This is a genomic window from Roseateles saccharophilus (genome assembly GCF_031458095.1).
In the GTDB taxonomy this organism is placed as follows: domain Bacteria; phylum Pseudomonadota; class Gammaproteobacteria; order Burkholderiales; family Burkholderiaceae_C; genus Pelomonas; species Pelomonas saccharophila_A.
Genome location: NZ_JAVDXU010000001.1, coordinates 1,113,342 through 1,135,399, shown reverse-complemented (window position 1 = coordinate 1,135,399; position 22,058 = coordinate 1,113,342). Strand labels below are relative to the sequence as shown.

Genomic DNA, 22,058 nt, shown 5'->3' with positions numbered 1-22,058 from the left:
ATGACCACCGTCACCGAGCTTTATCAGCAGACTCTCGCCGAGCGCGGCTTCACGGCCGACGAGGCGCAGCTGCGCGCGATTGCGTCGCTGCAGCGCTGCCAGGACGAGTGGGCCAGCTACAAGGCCCGCCGCGCCAATGCGGTCACCAAGCTGCTGGTGCGCCCGCCCATCCCGCGCGGCGTCTATATGTACGGTGGCGTGGGGCGGGGCAAGAGCTTCCTGATGGACTGCTTCTTCCAGGCCGTGCCGCTGCAGCGCAAGACGCGGCTGCACTTCCACGAGTTCATGCGCGAGGTGCACCGTGAGCTGCAGGAGCTCAAGGGCATCGCCGACCCGCTGGAGGAACTCGGCAAGCGCATTGCGCGCAAGTTCCGGCTGATCTGCTTCGACGAGTTCCACGTCGCCGACGTGACCGACGCGATGATCCTGCACCGCCTGCTGGACGCGCTGTTCCGCAATCGCGTCAGCATCGTCACGACGTCCAACTTCCACCCGGACGAGCTCTATCCCAACGGCCTGCACCGCGACCGCATCCTGCCGGCCATCGAGCTGTTGAAGGCCAACCTCGAGGTCATCAACGTCGACGCCGGCACCGATTACCGGCGCCGCACGCTGGAGGACATGAACCTCTATCTGACGCCGCTGAACGATGACACCGAGGCGGCGCTGACCCAGGCTTTCGAATCGCTCGCGGAGGCCCAGGACGAGGACCGCAAGCTGATGATCGAGCACCGCGCCCTCTATGCGCGGCGGCGCGCCGGCGGTGTCGTCTGGTTCGATTTCGCAACCCTTTGTGGCGGCCCGCGTTCGCAGAACGACTACCTGGAGCTCGCCAGCCAGTTCCACACCGTCATCCTGTCCGAGGTGCCCGAGATGCCCGTGCGCCTGGCCAGCGAGGCGCGCCGTTTCACCTGGCTGGTGGATGTGCTCTACGACCGCCGCGTCAAGCTCATCATCTCGGCCGCCGTGCCGGCGGAACAGCTCTATACCGAGGGCCCGCTGGCCCATGAATTCCCGCGCACCGTGTCGCGTTTGCAGGAAATGAGATCAGCCGAGTACCTCGCGCTCGCCCGCCGCGAGGTCGATACTTCGCTGACATGAGCCTGCGCCCCCTGATCCTTGCCCTGATCGCCACTGCCGCTGCGGCCCAACCGGCCACGCGAAGCGAAGTCGCGGCCCAGCGTGCCGCCGTCGAGCAGCGCTTCGATCGCGAGAAGGCGGCGTGTCAACAGCAGTTTTCGGTGTCGGCCTGCCTGGACGATGTGCGCCGCCGCCGTCACGACGCGCTGGCGCCGCTGGTCAAACGTGAGCATGAGCTGGCGGCCGAAGAGCGGCGCGAGCGCTCGGCGGCCCAGACGCAGCGCGTGCGGGAGCGTGAGCTCGCTGCGGCCCAGGATGAGGGGCAGAAGCGCGAGAAGCTGCTGATGGCACCGCCTTCGGCGCCACCCGCCTCAGCGCCAGCCCGCACGCCCAAGGCCCTCAGCCCGCAGGCCGCCGAGCAGACTCGCCTGAAAGCCGAGCACAAGGCCGATGCCGAGGCCGCCAAACGGCGCGAGCAGGCCGAAGCGCGCCAGCAACGCCAGCAGCAGCGCCTTGCCGAGCATGAGGCCAGGTTGAGGAACCGTACCAAGCCCGCGGCTGCGCCCCTGCCTTTGCCGGGCGCGTCCGCAGCGTCGAAGAATTAGTCGAGGTTTTCGAGCTTGACGATGGCGATGGACAGGTTGTCGCCGCCGCCCCGCGCGCGCTGGCGCGCCTTGCTGACCAGCAACTCGGCCGCTTCGCGCGGCGGCAGGCTGTAGAGCACGCTGCCCAGCTCCTGGGCGGTGAAGTAGTGCCAGAGGCCGTCGCTGCAGCACATCAGCGTGTCGCCGACCTCCAGGCCTTCGAAGCGCTCCGACGTCGAGGTCGGATCCTGTACCGTGCCCAGGCAGGCCGTCAGCAGATTGCTCTGCGGGTGGGAGCTGGCCTCGGCCTCGGTCAGCTGGCCCTCGTCGACGAGGCGCTGCACATAGGAATGGTCCATGGAGCGCTTGACGAGGCGGGCGCCACGGAACCAGTAGATGCGCGAGTCGCCGGAGTGGATCCAGTGGGCGCAGCGGTCGCTGGTGATGACGAAGCCGGCGATGGTGCTGTGCGGCTCCTCCTCGGCGGAGATGGCCGTCAGCTTGATCATCAGATGCGCCTCGGCGGCGATCTGGCTGAGCAGTTCGGCCGGCAACTCGTCCTCGGGCGAATAGCGCTCGAAGAGCTGCTGCGCCGTCAGGATGACCTGGTCGGCTGCCTTGCGCCCGCCGCTCTTGCCGCCCATGCCGTCGGCCACGATGCCCATCACGCAACCCGCAACGCGTGGATGGGCGATGACGGCCACCTGGTCCTGCTGATAGGCCCGGTCACCGCGATGGGTGCCGGTGGCGGCTGTGAGTCGGAATCCGACGGCGGTGGGAGAGGCCATGCGAAAACTATACTGGGCCAGCCGCTTTCGCCCCGTCGCCGCCTGCACTCGTAAACCCCGGATGGATGAAGAACTTCACTCGTTGCCGCGGCGGCTCATCGAGTTGCGCATGGAGCATGCCGACCTCGACGCAATGATCGACCGACTGGTCGAACAACCGCCGGTGGACGAGTTGGCACTGCAGCGGCTGAAAAAGCGCCGCCTGGCCTTGAAGGACATGATTGCCCGGCTGGAGGCGACCTCGGAACCCGATGACCTCGCCTAGGAGTGTGTTTGCGCGCCGGTCATGGCGCCCGCAAGGCAGCCCAGCGACGCAATCTAGACGTGCGACGCAGTGCAGGCCGGGTGCCTGCACCAGTCGCGCAACAACGAGTGCGTCGCTGGGCTGCCTTGCCCTTCGGGTTGCCCCGCAAAAACAGCGTCTGCGGCGTTGCAAATCCTCGCCGGGCGGCGAGCCCGGCAGCGGTTTGCGCCTTGCATCCACGGCTTTTGCGGGGCAACGGGGGCCATGACCGGCGTGCAAACACACTCCATTGACGACTGGCTCGACGCCCTCGATCAGGCCACCCCTCCCGCCCCGCCTCCCGCCGACGAACTCGAACAGGCCGTGCTGGCCGCCTTCGACGTCGACGGCCCGCTGGCGCGGCTGGATGCCGGCTACAAGCCCCGTGAGCCCCAGCTGCAGATGAGCCGGGCCGTCGCCCGCGCCCTGGCGCGCCGCCGGGCCCTGGTCGTCGAGGCCGGCACCGGCGTCGGCAAGACCTTTGCCTATCTCGTGCCGGCCCTGCTGGCCGGCAGCCGGACCCTGATCAGCACGGCCACCAAGAGCCTGCAGGACCAGCTTTTCATGCGCGACCTGCCGCGGCTGATGAAGGCGCTGAACACGCCGGTGCGCCTGGCCCTGCTGAAGGGCCGCGGCAGTTACCTCTGTCTGCACCGCATGAAGGAGGCGCGCGTCTCGGGCGAATTTCCCGACCGGCGCACGGCCCTGTCGCTGGCGCGCATCGAGCGCTGGGCCCTGGGCACGACGACGGGCGACTTTGCCGAGATCGACGGCCTGGACGAGCGCTCACCCATCATTCCCATCGTCAGCTCCAGCCGCGAGAACTGCCTGGGCCAGGAGTGCCCCGACTGGAAGGCCTGCTACGTGGTGAAGGCGCGGCGCGAGGCCATGGATGCCGACGTTGTTGTCGTCAACCACCACCTCTTCTTCGCCGACATGACGCTGCGCGATACCGGTGTCGCCGAGTTGCTGCCCAGTGTCGAGATCGCCATCTTCGACGAAGCCCACCAGCTGGCCGAAGCCGGCGTTCAATTCCTCGGCACGGTGCTGGGCACGGCCTCGCTGATCGATTTCGCCCGCGACACCCTGGCCCAGGGCCTGGCCCATGCCCGCGGCGTGCATGACTGGCAGGGCCTGCAAGCCGGCGTCGAGAAGGCCGCGCGCGAGCTGCGCCTGGCGGCTGCGGGGCCGCTGGCCACCGCCGGCCGCGAGCTGCGCGGCACGCTGAAGCTGGGCTGGAAGGAGAGGGCGACACAGCCCGGCTTCGCGGCAGCCCTGGCCGGTGTCGAGCAGGCCACCGCGGCCGCCCTCGAGGCCCTGACCGCCGTGCGCGATGCGGCGCCCGACTTTGCCCGCCTCTGCGAGCGTGCCCTGGAGCTGCGCGAGCTGGCCAAGACCTTCGCCGCCCAGCCCGACCCGGGCGACGTACGCTGGATCGACATCAGCCCGCATTCGGCCCGCCTGGTCGAGTCGCCGCTGGACATCCGTGAGGCCATGCAGCAGCAGCTCGAAGGCCCACCCAAGGCCTGGGTGTTCACCTCGGCCACGCTGGGCGACGACGAGGGCCTGACCTGGTTCACCGAGCCGGCCGGGCTCAGCGACGCCGAAGTGCTGCGCGTCGGCAGCCCCTTCGACTATCCGGCCCATGCGCGCCTTTATGTGCCGCGCGGCTTTCCCAAGCCTGCCGAGCCCAGCCATCCGGCCAGCGTCGCGCTGCTGGCCTCGCGGCTGGCGCGCGCCCTGGGTGGCCGCACCTTTGTGCTGACGACGACGCTGCGCAATCTGCAGACCGTGGCCGATGCGCTGCGCGAGCGCTTCGAGGAGGCGGGCGACGCCATCGCCGTGCTGCAGCAGGGCAGCATGCCCAAACGCATGCTGCTGCAACGCTTTCTCGAGAACCCGGCCGCCGTGCTGGTCGGCTCGGCCAGCTTCTGGGAAGGCATCGACGTGCCGGGTGATGCGCTGCAATGCGTCGTCATCGACAAACTGCCCTTCCCGCCGCCCAACGATCCCCTCGTGGAGGCGCGCGTGCAGCGCCTGGAGGCGCAGGGGCGCAATGCCTTCGCCGAGTATTTCGTTGCCGAGGCGGCGATTGCGCTGAAGCAGGGCGCCGGGCGGCTGATCCGCACCGAGACCGACCGCGGCCTGCTGGTGGTCTGCGACCCGCGCATGGCGGGCATGAACTATGGCCGCCGCCTGCGCGCAGCCCTGCCGCCGATGACACCGGTGGCCAACGAGGCCGAGGCGCTGGAGTGGTTGCAGCGCCTGAATGAAGAACGGGCCTGAAGTGAAACTGCCCCGCGCCCAGACTCGCATCGCTGAACGCGAGCGAGTCTGGTCGGTCTTGCAGACCGCGCAGCCGACGGAGCGGCTGCTCTTCGGCAGGCACACCCAGTCCACAGGACTTGCCGTGTCCAGCCTCAGCCCCCGCGGGGACGGCAATGCTCGCGGCATCGCCAGTCGGGCCGGCTTGGGAGCGGCCCGGCGCTCGGCCCGGAATAGAAAACGGGCCTGAGCGGCCCGTTCAATTCAACTTACCAGAGCTGCCACCACGGTTTGCGCTTGTTCGCGTTGCCCGTGGCGTAGACGCTGTCGGGGAAGTTCTTGTCCAGCACGCGGCGGGCGTCGTCGCGCAGCTGGGTCAGGCCGAGCTTGTCATAGCTCTCGCCCATGATGAACAGGCCTTCCTCGATGCCAGGCGCGTACTGGAACTCCGCTACGGCGCCCTGGGCGCGGTTGGCCGCGGCCACATAGGCCTTGCGGTTGAAGTAGTAGCGCGCGACGTGGATCTCGTAGGCCGCCAAGGTGTTGGTGATGAAGTTGATGCGGGTCGTCGCCTCGGCCGAGTATTTGGACTCGGGGAATTGCTCGACGAGCTGGCGGAAGGCCAGCAGGGCTTCACGCGAGGCCTGCTGGTCGCGCTCGGACACGTCCTGGTTGGCGATGCGGCCGAACAGGCCGAGGTCCTCGTTGAAATTGACGATGCCCTTCATGTACAGGGCATAGTCCATCGCCGGGCTGGAGGGGTTGAGCTTGATGAAGCGGTCCAGTGTCGAGATCGCCTGGGCGCGCTCGGCCGTGCGGTAGTAGGCCCAGGCCAGGTCCAGCGTCGCCTGCTGGCCCATGGTGGTGCCGGCGGCGCGGCCTTCGATCTTCTCCAGGGACTTGATCGCGCGGTCGTAGCTGCCGGCGTTCAGGTCGTCCTTGGCGTCTGCATACAATTTGTCCAGTGCCGCCTGGGAGTTCGGATCCTCCTTGGCCGTGGAGCCGCAGCCACTCAGGCCCAGGGCAAGGGCCATCAGCACAGCGCCGGCGACGATGCGGCCGGCCTTGAATTTCTCAACAAACATGTCTGAAGTCGACGGCGGTGCTGCCGGCTGGTCACGGAGAACAATGGACGCGGAGTATAGGGTGGGGGGTCCACAGGACTTCGAGCAGGATGCCGAGGATGTTGGCGAGGCCGAGCGGCGTGCCGCGGAAGTCGACGCCAGCGGCCATGGCGAGCGCCTGGATCGCTGGCTGACAACGCAGGCGCCGGAGTTCTCGCGCAACCATCTGCAGGCCCTCATCGAGCGCGGCTGCGTGACGGTGGATGGCAAGCTGCTGACCAAGGCCGCCCACAAGCTGCGGGCCGGCCAGCGCGTTGAAATCGAGCTGCAGCCCACCGACGAGAGCCGCGCCTTCCGCGCCGAGGCCATGGCCCTGGACTTCGTCTTTGAGGACGAGCACCTGGCCGTCGTCAACAAGCCGGCCGGGCTGGTCGTGCACCCGGCCGCGGGCAACTGGTCGGGCACGCTGATGAACGGCCTGCTGGCCCACCACCCCGCCGCGGCCACGCTGCCGCGCGGCGGCATCGTGCACCGCCTGGACAAGGACACCAGCGGCCTGATGGTCGTCGGCAAGACGCTGGAGGCCGTCACGGCCCTGAGCCGCGTCATCGCCGCGCGCGAGGTGCACCGCGAATACCTGGCCCTGGCCTGGGGGCGCATCGAGGAGGACTTCACGGTCGACCAGGCCATGCGCCGGGATCCGGTGTCGCGCGTCAAGATGGCCATCGCCCCCGCCAACCTGGGCAAGCCGGCGCGCACCGACTTCTTCCCGCTCGGCGTGGGTGAGGTGAATGGCCGGCCGATCAGTGCCGTGCATTGCGTGCTGCACACCGGCCGCACCCACCAGATCCGCGTGCACCTGATGCACAGTGGCCACCCCATGGTGGCCGACACGCTGTACGGCGGCGCACCCGCCCTGGGCCTGGCGCGCCAGGCCTTGCATGCGGCGCGCCTGTCCTTCACCCATCCGGTCTCGGGCGAGGCCCTGGTGCTGACCGCGCCGCTGCCCGCGGACATGGCCGCCGCGTGGGCCGAAATCGCTGCTGCCGACCTGCCCGACTGACATGGCTACAATGCATCTCGGTTGTCGTGGCAGCCAGCGCGCCCCGAAGTCGACAAGATGGGGCGCGACCCGCGCGGTCAGCAGTCCATCCGCCCGCCGGTCAACCACCCCGATCGCGTCCCGCTGGAAGGCTGCTGAGCCCCAAGCTGACGCCCGGACAGACCCCGTCCGCTTCGCCTGATGAACGCTGTGAGCGCCCAGGCCCGGACGGATTGCCAGACTTGGCTTGATTGAGGGCGCACTTGCGTTCATGAATACCCAGGATGCCAAGCGCGTCCTCGAGACCGCGCTGATCTGTGCCTCGCAGCCGCTGACGCTGCGCGAGATGCGCAGCCTGTTCGCCGACGAGCTCGGTGCCGATACCGTGCGCAGCCTGCTCGACGAGCTGAGCCGCGACTGGGAAGGCAAGGGCGTCGAGCTGACGGCGCTGGCCTCGGGCTGGCGCTTCCAGAGCCGCCCCGAGCTGCGCGAATACCTCGACCGCCTGCATCCCGAAAAGCCGCCGCGCTATTCGCGCGCCGTGCTCGAGACGTTGGCCATCATTGCCTACCGCCAGCCGGTCACGCGCGGCGACATCGAGGACATCCGCGGCGTCGTCGTCGCCAGCCAGATCGTCAAGCAGCTCGAGGACCGCGGCTGGATCGAGGCCATCGGCCACCGCGAGACGCCGGGCCGCCCGGCCCTGTACGCGACGACCAAGTCCTTCCTCGACGACCTCGGCCTGGCCAGCCTGGAACAGCTGCCGGCCCTGGAGGTCGGCGGCGAAGCGCCGGCCTTCGAAGCCTTGCAGGGCCAGTTGCTGGACACCGCCGAAGAGGCGCCGCCCGAAGAACCCGCCCTCGAAGCGGTGGCTGTCGAAGCCGCCGCCGCCGAAGCGCCCGCACCGTCCCTGAGCCTGTTTGGCGACGACGGTACGCCCGCTCTCCCCAATCCCGATCCCGAAGATCCGCCCCCGCAAACCCAGCCCGAATCCGCATGAACGACGCCGCCGATCAAGACAAGTCCCTGCCTCCCACCGCTGACGCCGAAGCGCCCGCCGCGCCCAAGCGCCGCCGCGCGCCGGCCAAGGCCGCCGTCGAGGCGGCTCCCGAAGTCGCGCCCGAGGCTGCCGAGGCGCCCGTGCCCGTGAAGCGCACCCGCCGCAAGGCGGCCGAGGCCGTGGCGGAAGAGGCGGCGCCCGCGCCCGAAGCCGCGGCGGCCGAGGAGGCACCGGCACCGGCCCGCAAGCGCGCGCCGCGCAAGACGGCTGCGGCCGCCGAGGAGGCTGCGCCCGTCGCCGAAGCGCCGGCTCCGGTCGAGGCGCCGGCGCCCGTCTTCACGCTGGCCGCCGAGGCGCCCGCCGCGCCGTCTGCGCAGCAGGATGGCGACGCGGACGAGGAGGGGGATGAGGAAGGCGAGGGCGAAGACGGCGAGCGCGGCGGCCGCAGCCGCAACCGCCGCCGCAACCGCAAGGAGCGCGCCGAGCGCCAGGCTGCTGCACAGGCGACTGCTGGCGGCGGCGGTGGCGGTGGCGAGTTGCCGGGCCCGGCCCTGGCGCCGGAACTCGTCGAGGCCGCGGGGGCGCGCTTTGCCGATGTGCTGTCGGGCAATCTGGATGCGGAATCGGAAGGCCCGGTCGGCGAGCCGCCGCAACTGCGGCCCGAGCCGGAAGAGGTGGCGGAAGAGGGCGGCGAAGGCGAGAGCAAGCGGGTGCTGGCGCCCGACGCCGACGCACCCAAGCTGCAGAAGGTGCTGGCCCAGGCCGGCATCGGCTCGCGCCGCGACATCGAGGAATGGATCGCCGAGGGCAAGATCGAAGTGAATGGCGAAGTGGCCCATGTCGGCCAGCGCATCTCCTTCGGCGACCGCGTGCGCGTCAATGGCAAGGAAGTGCGCGTGCGCATCTCGCCGCCGAATCCGCGCATCCTGGCCTATCACAAGCCCACCGGCGAGGTCTCGACCTTCAACGACCCCGAAGGCCGTCCGACGGTCTTCCGCACCCTGCCGCGCGTGCAGGGCCAGAAGTGGCAGTCCGTCGGCCGCCTGGACATCAACACCGAAGGCCTGCTGCTGTTCACCAACTCGGGTGAGCTGGCCAACCAGCTGATGCACCCGCGCTTCGGCGTGGAGCGCGAGTACGCGGCCCGCGTGCTGGGGTCGCTGAGCGACGAGCAGCGCGCCCGGCTGCTGGAGGGCGTCAATGTCGACGGCCAGACGGCATCCTTCAAGAGCATCGAGGATGGCGGCGGCGAAGGCGCCAACCGCTGGTACCGCGTCGTCATCACCGAAGGCCGCAACCGCGAGGTGCGCAAGCTCTTCGAAGCCGTCGGCATGGTGGTCAGCCGCCTGATCCGCATCCGCTACGGCACCGTCGTGCTGCCGCGCGGCTTGAAGCGCGGCGTCTGGGTGGAGCTGGGCGACGACGATGTGCGCATCATCCGCCGCCTGGCCGGCCACACCAACAACAGTGGCCAGGGCCAGCAGCAGGGCCAGGGCCAAGGTCAGCAGGGCAAGGGCCAGCAGCAGGGCAACAAGAACGACCGCAACAAGCGCCGCAACGATGACCGCCATGCCGGCGTCGGCCCGCGCCCGAGCCGCCCGCCCGAGCCGCAGCAGCCGCGTCCGCCCCGCGAGGAGCGTGTCCAGCGTCGCGACGACGACGACGAGGACGACGGCTTCATCCCGCACCACGTCAATCCGCTGGAGCAGACCTTCGACCGCCGCCACGCGACCAGCGGCAAGCGCGGTCTGCCGCAGGGTTTTGGCGCCGGCGGCAGCCAGCAGCACGACCGGCCCAAGGGCGGTGGCAACAAGGGCAACGGCCCCCGTGAACCCGATCCGATGCAGACCTCGGTGGGCTATATCGGCGGCGACGCCTATCTGCGCCGCGGTGGCGGCGGCGGCCGTGGCGGCAAGGGCGGCGGCGGTGGTGGCCGTTCGGGCGGCGGATTCGGTGGGCGTCACCGCTGAAACCGGGCGTAAACCGCAACTAGGGTCATCCCTGCCCGCTACAATCGCAGGCTTTGTCCAATACGCCCCATCAGGAGAATCCCATGGCGATCGAAACCACCCTGTCCATCATCAAGCCCGATGCCGTGGCAAAGAACGTCATCGGCCAGATCTACGCCCGCTTCGAAGCCGCTGGCCTGAAGGTCGTGGCTGCCAAGATGGTGCACCTGTCGCGCGTCGAGGCCGAGCAGTTCTATGCCGTCCACAAGGCCCGCCCCTTCTTCAACGACCTGGTCAACTTCATGATCAGCGGCCCCGTGATGATCCAGGCCCTGCAAGGCGAAGGCGCCATCCTGAAGAACCGTGACCTGATGGGCGCCACCGATCCCAAGAAGGCCGAGAAGGGCACCATCCGCGCCGACTTCGCCGACAGCATCGACGCCAACGCCGTGCACGGCTCCGACGCCGCCGAGACGGCCGCCGTCGAAGTGGCCTTCTTCTTCCCCGGCATGAACGTCTACTCGGGTCGCTGATCCCCAACGGGGTCGGTGACCCCGGCCCAGAAAGTTCGTATGGACGCGGTCAACCTGCTCGGTTTCGATCTGCCAGGCCTGGCCGCCTACTGCGAGCAACTGGGCGAAAAGAAATTCCGTGCGACCCAGCTGTTCCGCTGGATCCACCAGAAGGGCGCGTCGGACTTCGACCAGATGTCCGATCTCGCCAAGTCCTTGCGCGAGAAGCTCAGCGGCCGGGCCCTCATTCAGGGCCTCGCCGTCATCTCCGAGCATGTCTCGGCGGATGGCACCATCAAATGGCTGTTCGACGTCGGCGCCGGCAATGCCGTCGAGGCGGTCTTCATCCCAGAGGATGATCGCGGCACCCTGTGCATCTCCAGCCAGGCCGGCTGTGCCGTCGGTTGCCGTTTCTGCTCGACGGGCCACCAGGGCTTCAGCCGCAACCTGACGACGGCCGAGATCACGGCCCAGCTCTGGTTTGCCGAGCACAGCCTGCGCAAGCGCCAGAACACCGATGAGCGCGTCATCTCCAACGTCGTGATGATGGGCATGGGTGAGCCGCTGCAGAACTACGACCAGCTCGTGCCGTCGCTCAAGACCATGCTGGACGATCATGGCTATGGCCTGAGCCGCCGCCGCGTGACGGTGTCGACCTCGGGCGTCGTGCCCATGATCGACCGCCTGCGCGAAGACTGCCCCGTGGCCCTGGCGGTCAGCCTGCATGCGCCGACCGATCCGCTGCGCGACCAGCTCGTGCCGCTGAACAAGAAATACCCCATCGCCGAGCTGCTCGACGCCTGCAACCGCTATCTCGAGAAGGCGCCGCGCGACTTCATCACCTTCGAGTACTGCATGCTGCAGGAGGTGAACGATTCGCCCGAGCAGGCCCGTGAGCTGGTCAAGCTGCTCAAGGGCAAGGTGAGTTGCAAGATCAACCTGATCCCCTTCAATCCCTTCCCGGCCTCGGGCCTGACACGCAGCACCAATGCCCGCGTGCAGGCCTTTGCCGAGGTGCTGATCCAGGCCGGTATCGTCACGACGGTGCGCAAGACGCGTGGCGACGACATCGACGCCGCCTGCGGCCAGTTGGCCGGTGAGGTCCAGGACCGCACCCGCGCGCATATCCGCATGGTCAGGGCACCCGTCACGGTGGCCAAATCCACCTGATGCCCCCTGGTGCCACCTTAGAGGATTTGATGAAGCGACTGCTGATCGTTCTGACCACCGCCCTCCTGGCCGCCTGTGCCAGCACCGGTAGCGGCACCGGGCCCAGCGCCGAACGCGAGATCAAGACGGACTCCGACCAGACCGACGCCGACCGCAAGGCCGGCATCCGGCTGGAGCTGGCCCAGGGCTATTTCTCGCGCGGGCAGTTCAATACCGCCCTGGACGAGCTCAAGCTGGCCCTGCAGGCCAAGCCCGACATGCGCGAGGCCGTCAATCTGCGCGGCCTGATCTACGGCGCCATGGGCGAGCACCAGCTTGCCGAGGATGCCTTCCGCCGCGCCCTGGTCGTCTACCCCAACGATCCCGACACCCTGCACAACTACGGCTGGTTCATGTGCCAGCAGCAGCGCTGGCCGACGGCGGACTCGCTGTTCGACCAGGCCCTGGGCCAGTCCACCTATCGCGCGCCGGCCCGTACCCTGCTGGCCAAGGGCGTCTGCGAGGCGCGTTCGGGCCGCATGCTGGTGGCCGAGAAGACGCTGACGCGCGCCTTCGAGCTGGACCCCGCCAACCCCGCCATCGCGATGAACCTCTCGGAGGTGCTCTACCGCAACCGTGAGCTGGAGCGGGCGCGCTTCTATGTGAAACGCGTCAATGACCAGCCCGAGCAGCTCAATGCGCAGAGCCTGTGGTTGCAGCTGCGCGTCGAGCGCAAGCTGGGCAACGCGAACATGGTGGACGAGCTGGCCATGAAGCTGCGCCGCCGCTACCCCCAGGCGCCCGAGACCCAGTCCCTGGACGCCGGCCGCTACGACGAATAAGCCGTGACCGCGACCGACAACAAGAACGAGACGATGCAACCCATCTCCGAGGGATCCGCCAGCCAGGCTGCCAGCGCCGGCGCCTGGCTCAGGAATGTGCGCCAGCAGCGCGGCCTGCATATTGCCGCCCTGGCCGTCATGCTCAAGGTGCCGCAGGCCAAGCTCGAGGCGCTGGAGGCCGACCGCTTCGACGAGCTGCCCGACGCCACCTTCGCCCGCGCCCTGGCCACGGCCATGTGCCGCGCCCTCAAGGTCGATCCGGCGCCGGTGCTGGCCATGCTGCCGCGCACGCGTGACCGCGAGTTCGATGTGCGCCCCGGCCTCAACCAGCCCTTCCGCGAGCGCGGCGCCGGTCCCATCGACGGTGGCGTTCTGGCCCTGGTGGCCCGGCCGGTCGTCTGGGGCCCGCTGCTGTTGCTGATCGCCGCTGCGGCCGTCTACTGGATTCCGGCCGGCTGGCTCGAACGTTCCGCCGCGCCGACGGCCGCCTCGGGCGTCATCGTCGCGGCCAGCGCGCCCGTCGTCGACTACGTGCCGGCCCCGGCGGCCTCGGAGCCGGTCGTGGCGGCGCCCGCCTCGGCGCCGGATCCGATCGCCTCCGCGCCGCTGCAGGTGCGCGAGGTCGCCCCGCCGCCGGCCGCTGCGCTCGCCTCGGTGCCGGCTCTCAAGACCACGGTCAGTGCCACGTCCGGCAGCGCCTTGCGCGTGACGGCGACGGCCGACACCTGGATCGAGGTGGCCGATGCCCAGGGCCAGTTGCTGCTGTCGCGTGTGCTGCGCGCGGGCGAACAGCAGGAATACAGCGGCGCGGCACCCTACAAGGTGCGCGTCGGCAATGTGAGTGGCACGCAGATCGAATGGCGCGGTGCCGCCATCGACCTGGCCGCGCGAAGCAAGGACAACGTCGCTCGACTGGAGTTGAAATGAGCGAATGGATCATTCCCGAGGCGGCTCCTGCGCCGCGCAAGAGCCGCCAGGCCCGCGTGGTCTGGGGCAGCCGCGTCGTCACGGTCGGCGGTGACGCGCCGGTGCGCGTGCAGTCCATGACCAACACCGACACGGTGGACGCCATCGGCACGGCCATCCAGGTCAAGGAGCTGGCCATCGCCGGCTCGGAGATGGTGCGCATCACGGTCAACACGCCCGAGGCGGCTGAAGCAGTGCCCTATATCCGCGAGCAGCTGGACCGCATGGGCATCGACGTGCCCCTGGTGGGCGACTTCCACTACAACGGCCACCGCCTGCTGACCGACTACCCGGCCATGGCGCAAGCCCTGTCCAAGTACCGCATCAACCCCGGCAATGTCGGCAAGGGCGAGAAGAAGGACAAGCAGTTCGCCCAGATGATCGAGGCGGCCATGAAGTACGACAAGGTCGTGCGCATCGGCGTCAACTGGGGCAGCCTGGACCAGGAGCTGCTCGCCCAGTTCATGGACGAGAACGCCCGCCGCGCCCAGCCCTGGGACGCCAAGCCGGTCATGTACCAGGCCCTGGTCGAGTCGGCCCTGACCTCGGCCGCCTATGCGACCGAGCTGGGGCTCAACCCCGACAACATCATCATCAGCTGCAAGGTCAGCGGCGTGCAGGACCTGATCTCCGTCTACCGCGAGCTGGCCCGCCGCTGCGACTACGCCCTGCACCTGGGCCTGACCGAGGCCGGCATGGGCACCAAGGGCACGGTGGCCTCGTCGGTGGCGCTGGGCATCCTGGCCCAGGAAGGCATTGGCGACACCATCCGCGTCAGCCTCACGCCCCAGCCGGGCGAGTCGCGCACCCAGGAAGTGGTCGTGGCGCTGGAGATCCTGCAGTCGCTGGGCCTGCGCCACTTCAACCCCAGCGTGACGGCCTGCCCGGGCTGCGGCCGCACCACCAGCACCACCTTCCAGGAGCTGGCCAAGCAGATCGACGACTTCCTGCGCCTGCAGATGCCGGTCTGGCGCAACAAATACCCGGGTGTCGAGGAGATGAAGGTGGCCGTCATGGGCTGCATCGTCAACGGTCCGGGCGAGAGCAAGCATGCCGACATCGGCATCAGCCTGCCCGGCACCGGCGAGGCGCCGGCGGCGCCCGTCTTCATCGACGGCGAGAAGGCCGTGACCCTGCGCGGCGACAACATCGCCGCCGAATTCCACGCCCTGGTCGAGAACTACATCGAGAAGCGCTTCGGCGCCACGGCTACCGCATGAGCAAACAGATCCAGGCCGTGAAGGGGATGAACGACATCCTCCCGGCCAGCGTCACCCGCAAGGACAAGCTGCCCAGCAGCGAACTGTGGAGCTGGTTCGAGACCACGCTGCGCAAGGTGCTGGGCAGCTATGGCTACCAGTACATGCTGACCCCCATCGTCGAGCCCACGGCGCTGTTCGTGCGCGGCCTGGGCGAGGTGACCGACATCGTCGAGAAGGAGATGTACTCCTTCACCGACAGCATGAACGGCGACCAGCTGACGCTGCGTCCTGAGGCCACGGCCGGCATCGTGCGCGCCATGGTCGAGCACAACGCCCTTTACAACGGCCCGCTGCGGCTGTGGACCATGGGCCCGATGTTCCGCCATGAGCGACCGCAAAAAGGCCGCTACCGCCAGTTCAACCAGCTCGATGTCGAGGCCCTGGGCTTCGCCGGGCCGGACGTGGACGCCGAGATCATCCTGATGGTGCGCCGGCTCTGGCAGGCCCTGGGCCTGGTGGTTGGCCAGCATGTGCGCCTGGAGCTGAATTCACTGGGCCAGCCGGCCGAGCGCAATGCCCACCGCGCCGCCTTGATCGCCCACTTCGAAGCCCATGCCGACAAGCTCGACGAGGACGGCAAAAAGCGCCTGCACAGCAACCCGCTGCGCATCCTGGACAGCAAGAACCCGGCGATGCAGCCCGTCATCGAAGCGGCGCCCAAGCTGATGGACTTCCTGGGCGTTGAGACCCTGGCCCACTTCAACGCCGTGCGCGCCATCCTCGACGCGGCCGGCCTGGAATACCGCGTCAACACCCGCCTGGTGCGCGGCATGGACTACTACAACCTGACCGTCTTCGAATGGGTGACCGACCAGCTCGGCTCCCAGGGCACGGTCTGTGGTGGTGGCCGCTATGACGGCCTGTTCGAGCAGCTGGGCGGCAAGCCGACGCCGGCGGTCGGCTTTGGTCTGGGCATCGAGCGCCTGCTGCTGCTGATCGATGAGATCGGCCTGCCCGTGCCGTCGGCCGCGCCCCAGGCCTACGCCATCCTGCCCGACGCCGCGGCCCTGCCGCAGGCTTTCCCGGTGCTGGAGGCCCTGCGCAAAGCCGGCGTCAGCGTGCAGATGCATGCCGGCGGCGGCTCGTTCAAGTCGCAGTTCAAGAAGGCCGACGCCTCCGGCGCGCGCTTTGCTCTCGTCTTCGGTGCCGATGAATTGGCCCGTGGCGAGGTGGCCGTCAAACCCCTGCGCGAAGGTGGCGAACAGGTCAGCCGGCCGCTCGCCGACGTGGCCTCCTGGGCCGCCGACCTCCTCCCCGCATAATCCCGGGCCTCCCAAGCCCCTTTCCTTCCCTCGAAGTTTTCCCATGGCCGCCCATCTCGACCTCGAAGAACAAGAACAACTTGAACAACTCAAAGCGTTCTGGAAGCGCTGGGGCAACCTCATCACCTGGGTGATCACGGCCGTCCTGGCCGCCTTTGCCGCCTGGCAGGGCTGGAACTGGTACCAGCGCGACCAGGCCGCCAAGGCCGCCGCGATGTATGACGAGTTCGACCGCGCCGTGGCGGCTCAGGACGTCGACAAGGCCTCGATCGCCGCAGGTGACCTGAAAGCCCGCTACGGCGGTACCGGTTATGCGGCCCAGGCCGGCCTGCAGGTCGCCAAGCTGCAACTGGACAAGGGCAAGGCCGACGACGCGAGGCAAAGCCTGACCTGGGTGGCCGAGCAGGGTTCCGAAGGCGGCCCCTACCGCGATGTCGCCCGCCTGCGCCTGGCCGGCCTGCAACTCGACGCCAAGGCCTATGACGAGGCCGCCAAGACCCTGGACGCCATCAAGTCGGCCGACTTCGCCGCCCTGGTGGCCGATCGCCGCGGTGACCTGCTGCTGCTGCAGGACAAGCGCGACGCCGCCAAGGCCGAGTACCAGAAGGCCCTGGCCGGCATGGACAAGACCCAGAACTACCGCAGCATCATCGAGGCCAAGCTGGCGACGCTGGGCGTCCCGACGGCCGTCGAGGCCAACGGAGCCGCGCAATGAAGCGCGTCGCGCTGATCGCCCTGCTGGCAGCTTCGCTGACCGGCTGTTCCACCATCAGCTCGACGTGGAACAGCTGGTTCGGCGACGAGAAGAGCAAGCCGGCCCCTCTGGAGACCCTGTCCGGCCCGGCCAGCGGCCGCATCGTCTGGAGCGCCCGGGGTGGCGACATCACCTTCCCGCTCAGCATCGCGACGCCGGGCGACCGCTTCGTCGTCGCCAGCGTCGACGGCCAGGTGCGTGCCCTGTCGGCCGCCGACGGCCGCGAGCTGTGGCGCGGCGATGTCGGCGCCAAGCTGCTGGCCGGCATCGGCAGCGACGGCCGCTTTGCCGCCGTCGTCAACCGTGACAACGAACTCATCGTGCTGGACGCTGGCCGCGTGGTCTGGAAGAAGGCCTTGCCGACCCCCGTCGTCGCTGCGCCGCTGGTGGCCGGCGAGCGTGTCTTCACGCTGACCCTGGACCGCCAGGTGCTGGCCTTCGACGCCCTGGACGGCCGCAAGATCTGGGAACTCAAGCGCCCCGGCGAGCCGCTGACCCTGGCCAAAGCCGGTGTGCTGCTGGCCTACAAGGACACCCTGGTCGTCGGCCAGGGCCCGCGCCTGGCGGGCGTCGACCCGGTCAAGGGCCAGTTGCGCTGGGAGGCCAGCGTGGCCACGCCGCGCGGCACCAACGAGGTCGAGCGCCTGGCCGATCTGGTCGGCCCGGCCCAGCGCCAGGGCGACCTGATCTGCGCCCGCGCCTTCCAGTCCTCGGTGGGCTGCATCAACGCCGAGCGCGGCAGCGCGTTGTGGAACCGCGTTGTGGGCGGCACCAATGGCATCGGTGCGGACTCGCAAGTCGTCGTCGCCGGCGATGCCTCCGACCGCCTGTCGGCCTGGAAGTTGGCCAACGGCGACTTGGCCTGGTCGGCCGACCAGTTCCAGCGCCGCAAGCTCTCCGAGCCCGTCGTCATCGGCACGCAGGTGCTGATCGGCGACTACGAGGGCCAGCTGCATCTGCTGGACCGCGACACCGGCAAGACGCGCTCGCGCCTGGCCACCGACGGCAGCCCGGTCGTCACCATCGCCCTGCAGGGCGACACGGCCCTGGCCGCCACCAAGAACGGCGGCCTGTTCGCGGTCAAGGCCGAATGAAACCAGTCATCGCTCTGGTCGGCCGCCCCAATGTGGGCAAGTCGACGCTGTTCAACCGCCTGACCAAGTCGCGCGACGCCATCGTGGCCGACTTCGCCGGCCTGACGCGCGACCGCCACTACGGCGACGGCCGCCTGGGCGACCGCGAGTTCATCGTCATCGACACCGGCGGCTTCGAGCCCGACAGCAGCACCGGCATCGTCAAGGAGATGGCCAAGCAGACCAAGCAGGCCGTCGCCGAGGCCGATGCAGTTATCTTCGTCGTCGACATCCGCCTGGGCCTGTCGGCCCACGACAGCGACATCGCCCGCTACCTGCGCAGCGTCAACAAGCGTGTGCACCTGGCCGTCAACAAGGCCGAAGGCATGAGCGACTCGCCGCTGCTGGCCGAGTTCCACGAGCTCGGCATGGGCGAGCCGCACCCGATCTCGTCGGCCCACGGCCAGGGCATCCGCAGCCTGCTGGACGCCGTGCTGGAGCCCTTCGAGGACACCAGCGAGGAATTCGGCGCCGGGCCGCAGCAGAACGATGTCATCCGCCTGGCCGTCGCCGGCCGCCCCAATGTGGGCAAGAGCACGCTGATCAACACCTGGCTGGGCGAGGAGCGCCTCGTCGCCTTCGACATGCCGGGCACGACGCGCGATGCGATCTCGGTCGACTTCGAGCGCAACGGCCAGAAGTTCAAGCTCATCGACACCGCCGGCCTGCGCCGCAAGGGCAAGGTCTTCGAGGCCATCGAGAAGTTCTCGGTCGTCAAGACCCTGCAGGCGATTGCCGACGCCCATGTCGTGCTGCTGCTGCTGGACGCCACCCAGGGCGTGACCGACCAGGACGCCCACATCGCCGGCTACATCCTGGACAGCGGCCGCGCCGTCGTGCTGGCCTGCAACAAGTGGGACGCCGTCGACAGCTACCAGCGCGAGACGCTGAAGCGCCAGATCGAGCAGCGCCTGGCCTTCCTGAAGTTCGCGCCCATGCACAACATCTCGGCGCTGAAGCGCCAGGGCTTGTCGCAGCTGTGGAATGCCATGGCCGATGCCTATGCGTCGGCCTACCGCAAGATGACGACGCCGGTGCTGACCCGCCTCATCCAGGAGGCCGTCGAGCACCAGCAGCCCAAGCGCTCGGGCGTTTCCCGTCCCAAAATGCGCTACGCCCACCAGGGCGGCCAGAATCCGCCCATCGTCGTCATCCACGGCAATGCGCTGGACGGCGTCACCGAGGTCTACAAGCGTTATCTGGAAGGGCGCATCCGTGCCCACTACAAGCTGGTTGGAACGCCGCTGAAGATTGAGCTACGTTCTTCGAAGAATCCCTTCGACGAAAAGACCTAGGCTGACCTCTGGAGGGGCTCAGACGCTGTGTTAAGGTCTTACCCGTAGTCCCCATCCCCCCCGATAACTCGGAGCATACCGATGAGCAACAAAGGCCAACTTTTGCAGGACCCCTTTTTGAACCTGCTTCGCAAAGAGCATGTGCCCGTTTCGATCTACCTCGTGAACGGCATCAAGCTCCAGGGCCACATCGAATCGTTTGACCAGTACGTTGTCCTGCTGCGCAACACCGTGACGCAGATGGTCTACAAGCACGCGATCTCGACCGTCGTGCCGGGCCGCGCAGTCAACTTCCACGCCGGCGACGCTCCCGCGGACGCCTGATCCCCACCCCTTGTCCTCGACCTCTGCCCACGACGCGACGCCGCCCTCCGAGGCGGCGCGCGCCATTCTTGTGGGTGTCGATTTCGGTCGCCACCGCTCCGCCCAGGGCTTCGACGAAAGCCTCGACGAACTCGCGCTGCTGGCCGAATCCGCCGGCGACACGCCGGTGGCCAAGATCATCGCGCGCCGCCAGGCGCCCGACGCGGCGTTGTTCGTGGGCTCCGGCAAGGCCGACGAGATCAAGCTGCTCGTGCAGGCCCACCAGGCCCACACGGTGCTGTTCGACCAGGCCATCTCGCCGGCCCAGCAGCGCAACCTGGAGCGCGTCCTCGGCGTGCCCGTGGCCGACCGCACCGCACTGATCCTCGAGATCTTCGCCGCCCGTGCCCAGAGCCACGAGGGCAAGCTGCAGGTCGAGCTGGCGCGGCTGCAATACCTGGCCACGCGCCTGGTGCGGCGCTGGAGCCACCTGGAGCGCCAGAGCGGCGGCATCGGCATGCGCGGCGGCCCCGGCGAGGCCCAGATCGAGCTGGACCGTCGCATGATCGACGACCGCATCAAGAAGACCAAGGACCGCCTCAAGCAGGTACAGAAGCAGCGCAGCACCCAGCGCCGCTCGCGTTCGCGCAACGGCGTCTTCAAGGTCTCCCTGGTCGGTTACACGAACGCGGGCAAGAGCACGCTGTTCAACGCGCTGACCAAGGCGCGCGCCTATGCGGCCAACCAGCTGTTCGCGACGCTGGACACCACGACCCGCTCCCTCTACCTCGAGCAGGCGGCGGCCAGCGTCTCGCTGTCCGACACGGTCGGCTTCATCCGCGACCTGCCGCACAAGCTCGTCGAGGCCTTCCGCGCCACGCTGCAGGAGGCAGCCGATGCCGACCTGCTGCTGCATGTCGTCGACGCCGCCAGCCCGGTGCTGGAGGAGCAGATGGTCGAAGTCGAGCGCGTGCTCGAGGAAATCGGCGCCGCCGGCGTGCCGCAGATCCTGGTCTACAACAAGCAGGACCTGCTGCCCGACGACCAGCGCCCGCGCGACGTGGTCGACGCCGTGCTGCGCGCCAACGGCAGCACCGAACCGACGCCGCGCGTCTTCGTCAGCGCCCTGGACGGCAGCGGCCTGGCCGAGCTGCGCCAGCTGATTGCGACGGCCATGCAGGCCCAGCCCTTGATTCCCGACGAGCGGGACCCACGTTTCGACGTTGATCCGTCGGATCTTGATTCTTCTTCCTCAGACCCTTCCCAGGCATGAGCAGCACTCCCCACACCACGCCCCGCAGCACCTGGGCCCAGCGTCTGATGACGCCGGTCGCCCGCGCCGCGGGGCGCCTGCTGAACAACGGCCGCAACGACGGTCCACCCGACCTCGACGAGCTCTGGCGCGACTTCAACCGCAAGCTCTCGGGCATGTTCGGTGGCAAGTCGGGCGGGCCCTCGGGGCCCAGTGGTTCGGGCGGCTCGCCCGACATGAAGGGCGCGGGCATCGGAGTCGGCCTCATCGCCGGCGTCGTCGCCCTGGGCTGGCTGGCCAGCGGCTTCTTCATCGTGCAGGAAGGCCAACAGGGCGTCGTCACGTCCTTCGGCAAGTACAGCAAGACCGTCGAGGCCGGCTTCCAGTGGCGCCTGCCTTACCCCTTCCAGGCGCACGAGATCCAGCCGGTCTCGCAGCTGCGCCAGGTCGAGGTCGGCCGCAGTTCCGTCGTCGCGGCCACCGGCCTGCGCGACTCGTCCATGCTGACCCAGGACGAGAACATCGTCGACATCCGCTTCACGGTGCAGTTCACCATCCGCGACCTGCGCGATTTCCTGTTCGAGAACCGCGACCCCGAGCAGGCCGTGCTGCTGGCCGCCGAGTCGGCCGTGCGCGAGATCGTCGGCAAGAACACCATGGACTCGGTGCTCTACGAGCAGCGCGACGCCATCGCCACCGACCTCGTCAAGTCCATCCAGGCCCAGCTGGACCGCCTGAAGGCCGGCATCCAGATCAAGAACGTCAACGTGCAGAGCGTGCAGCCGCCCGAGCAGGTGCAGGCCGCCTTCGAGGACGCGTTCAAGGCCAACGCCAACCGCGAGCAGCTGAAGAACGAGGCCCAGGCCTATGCCAACGACGTGATCCCGCGCGCCCGTGGCGACTCGGCTCGCCTGCGCGAGCAGGCGGAGGGCTACAAGGCCCGCGTCATCGCGACGGCCGAAGGTGATGCGCAGCGCTTCAAGAGCGTGCTGACCGAATACCAGAAGGCGCCCCAGGTCACGCGTGACCGCCTCTACATCGATGCGATGCAGCAGGTTTACACCAACGTCAGCAAGGTCATGGTGGACAGCAAGAGCGGCTCCAACCTGCTCTACCTGCCGCTGGACAAGCTGCTGCAGCAGGGCGGCAGCGGCAGCGTGACCGTGTCGGCGCCGCAGCCGGCTACCGTGCCCGAGCCGCAGACCTTGCCCGCCACCAACGACCTGCGCAGCCGTGACAACCAGCGCAGCCGCGACGGCCGCTGATCGAGGAC

At 68.7% G+C, this 22,058-nt stretch carries 21 protein-coding genes; 19 read left to right on the top strand and 2 right to left on the bottom strand.

Annotated features, from left to right (window positions below):
* Together zapE and J2X20_RS05165 are read left to right on the top strand one after the other, a co-directional pair.
* Entirely contained in the window at positions 1-1,101 is a 1,101-nt protein-coding gene (zapE, locus tag J2X20_RS05170) for a cell division protein ZapE (RefSeq protein ID WP_310261792.1), read from the top strand.
* Complete coding sequence (locus J2X20_RS05165) at positions 1,098-1,685, top strand: hypothetical protein (protein WP_310261789.1); 588 nt, start codon at positions 1,098-1,100, stop codon at positions 1,683-1,685. Before zapE ends, J2X20_RS05165 begins: the two co-directional genes overlap by 4 nt.
* On the opposite strand, the gene J2X20_RS05160 is transcribed toward J2X20_RS05165, so the two are convergent.
* The gene (locus tag J2X20_RS05160) at positions 1,682-2,452 is read right to left on the bottom strand and encodes a PP2C family protein-serine/threonine phosphatase (RefSeq protein ID WP_025564417.1); all 771 of its coding nucleotides are present in this window, start codon (positions 2,450-2,452) and stop codon (positions 1,682-1,684) included. The two genes, J2X20_RS05165 and J2X20_RS05160, sit on opposite strands and share 4 nt — an antisense overlap.
* 61 nt (positions 2,453-2,513) lie before the next feature.
* Here J2X20_RS05160 and J2X20_RS05155 point away from each other — a divergent pair, with 61 nt between their 5' ends.
* The gene (locus tag J2X20_RS05155; protein WP_310261781.1) at positions 2,514-2,717 is read left to right on the top strand and encodes a YdcH family protein; all 204 of its coding nucleotides are present in this window, start codon (positions 2,514-2,516) and stop codon (positions 2,715-2,717) included.
* A gap of 342 nt (positions 2,718-3,059) precedes the next feature.
* The gene (locus J2X20_RS05150) at positions 3,060-5,021 is read left to right on the top strand and encodes a DNA repair helicase YoaA (protein ID WP_310265113.1); all 1,962 of its coding nucleotides are present in this window, start codon (positions 3,060-3,062) and stop codon (positions 5,019-5,021) included.
* 248 nt (positions 5,022-5,269) lie between these two features.
* Here J2X20_RS05150 and J2X20_RS05145 read toward each other — a convergent pair whose 3' ends face one another.
* Positions 5,270-6,085 carry an outer membrane protein assembly factor BamD gene (locus J2X20_RS05145; RefSeq protein WP_310261777.1) on the bottom strand — a complete coding sequence of 272 codons (816 nt, stop codon included), beginning with the start codon at positions 6,083-6,085 and terminating at the stop codon, positions 5,270-5,272.
* A gap of 43 nt (positions 6,086-6,128) precedes the next feature.
* On the opposite strand from J2X20_RS05145, the gene J2X20_RS05140 reads away from it, so the two are divergent.
* The 15 genes from J2X20_RS05140 to hflK all read left to right on the top strand — a co-directional run bounded on the left by J2X20_RS05140 (position 6,129) and on the right by hflK (position 22,050).
* Positions 6,129-7,127, top strand: coding sequence for an RluA family pseudouridine synthase (locus tag J2X20_RS05140; RefSeq protein ID WP_409034132.1), 999 nt, complete (start codon positions 6,129-6,131; stop codon positions 7,125-7,127).
* A 250-nt stretch (positions 7,128-7,377) separates the two neighbouring features.
* Complete coding sequence (scpB, locus tag J2X20_RS05135; protein WP_310261772.1) at positions 7,378-8,106, top strand: SMC-Scp complex subunit ScpB; 729 nt, start codon at positions 7,378-7,380, stop codon at positions 8,104-8,106.
* A complete protein-coding gene (locus tag J2X20_RS05130) occupies positions 8,103-10,076 on the top strand; it encodes a pseudouridine synthase (protein WP_310261770.1) in 1,974 nt (657 codons plus the stop codon). The genes scpB and J2X20_RS05130 overlap by 4 nt, the downstream gene beginning before the upstream one ends.
* Before the next feature lie 83 nt (positions 10,077-10,159).
* Positions 10,160-10,588, top strand: a complete 429-nt coding sequence (gene ndk / locus J2X20_RS05125) for a nucleoside-diphosphate kinase (RefSeq protein WP_132574374.1) — start codon at positions 10,160-10,162, stop codon at positions 10,586-10,588.
* 39 nt (positions 10,589-10,627) lie between these two features.
* A complete protein-coding gene (gene rlmN / locus J2X20_RS05120; protein ID WP_310261765.1) occupies positions 10,628-11,737 on the top strand; it encodes a dual-specificity RNA methyltransferase RlmN in 1,110 nt (369 codons plus the stop codon).
* A gap of 29 nt (positions 11,738-11,766) precedes the next feature.
* Positions 11,767-12,558 carry a type IV pilus biogenesis/stability protein PilW gene (gene pilW, locus J2X20_RS05115; RefSeq protein WP_310261762.1) on the top strand — a complete coding sequence of 264 codons (792 nt, stop codon included), beginning with the start codon at positions 11,767-11,769 and terminating at the stop codon, positions 12,556-12,558.
* A 3-nt stretch (positions 12,559-12,561) separates the two neighbouring features.
* Positions 12,562-13,485: a RodZ domain-containing protein gene (locus J2X20_RS05110; RefSeq protein WP_310261759.1), complete on the top strand. Its 924-nt coding sequence runs from the start codon at positions 12,562-12,564 to the stop codon at positions 13,483-13,485.
* Positions 13,482-14,744 carry a flavodoxin-dependent (E)-4-hydroxy-3-methylbut-2-enyl-diphosphate synthase gene (gene ispG / locus J2X20_RS05105; RefSeq protein ID WP_310261757.1) on the top strand — a complete coding sequence of 421 codons (1,263 nt, stop codon included), beginning with the start codon at positions 13,482-13,484 and terminating at the stop codon, positions 14,742-14,744. The genes J2X20_RS05110 and ispG overlap by 4 nt, the downstream gene beginning before the upstream one ends.
* On the top strand, positions 14,741-16,048 hold the full coding sequence (gene hisS / locus J2X20_RS05100) for a histidine--tRNA ligase (protein ID WP_310261754.1): 1,308 nt from the start codon (positions 14,741-14,743) through the stop codon (positions 16,046-16,048). Before ispG ends, hisS begins: the two co-directional genes overlap by 4 nt.
* A 43-nt stretch (positions 16,049-16,091) precedes the next feature.
* Positions 16,092-16,763 carry a YfgM family protein gene (locus J2X20_RS05095; protein ID WP_310261749.1) on the top strand — a complete coding sequence of 224 codons (672 nt, stop codon included), beginning with the start codon at positions 16,092-16,094 and terminating at the stop codon, positions 16,761-16,763.
* Entirely contained in the window at positions 16,760-17,896 is a 1,137-nt protein-coding gene (gene bamB / locus J2X20_RS05090) for an outer membrane protein assembly factor BamB (RefSeq protein ID WP_310261746.1), read from the top strand. Before J2X20_RS05095 ends, bamB begins: the two co-directional genes overlap by 4 nt.
* Complete coding sequence (der, locus tag J2X20_RS05085; protein ID WP_310261744.1) at positions 17,893-19,230, top strand: ribosome biogenesis GTPase Der; 1,338 nt, start codon at positions 17,893-17,895, stop codon at positions 19,228-19,230. The genes bamB and der overlap by 4 nt, the downstream gene beginning before the upstream one ends.
* An 81-nt stretch (positions 19,231-19,311) precedes the next feature.
* The gene (gene hfq, locus J2X20_RS05080) at positions 19,312-19,554 is read left to right on the top strand and encodes an RNA chaperone Hfq (protein ID WP_056198163.1); all 243 of its coding nucleotides are present in this window, start codon (positions 19,312-19,314) and stop codon (positions 19,552-19,554) included.
* 10 nt (positions 19,555-19,564) lie between these two features.
* A complete protein-coding gene (gene hflX / locus J2X20_RS05075) occupies positions 19,565-20,806 on the top strand; it encodes a GTPase HflX (RefSeq protein WP_310261731.1) in 1,242 nt (413 codons plus the stop codon).
* Positions 20,803-22,050 carry an FtsH protease activity modulator HflK gene (gene hflK, locus J2X20_RS05070; RefSeq protein ID WP_409034131.1) on the top strand — a complete coding sequence of 416 codons (1,248 nt, stop codon included), beginning with the start codon at positions 20,803-20,805 and terminating at the stop codon, positions 22,048-22,050. Before hflX ends, hflK begins: the two co-directional genes overlap by 4 nt.
* The last annotated feature ends 8 nt before the right edge of the window (positions 22,051-22,058 follow it).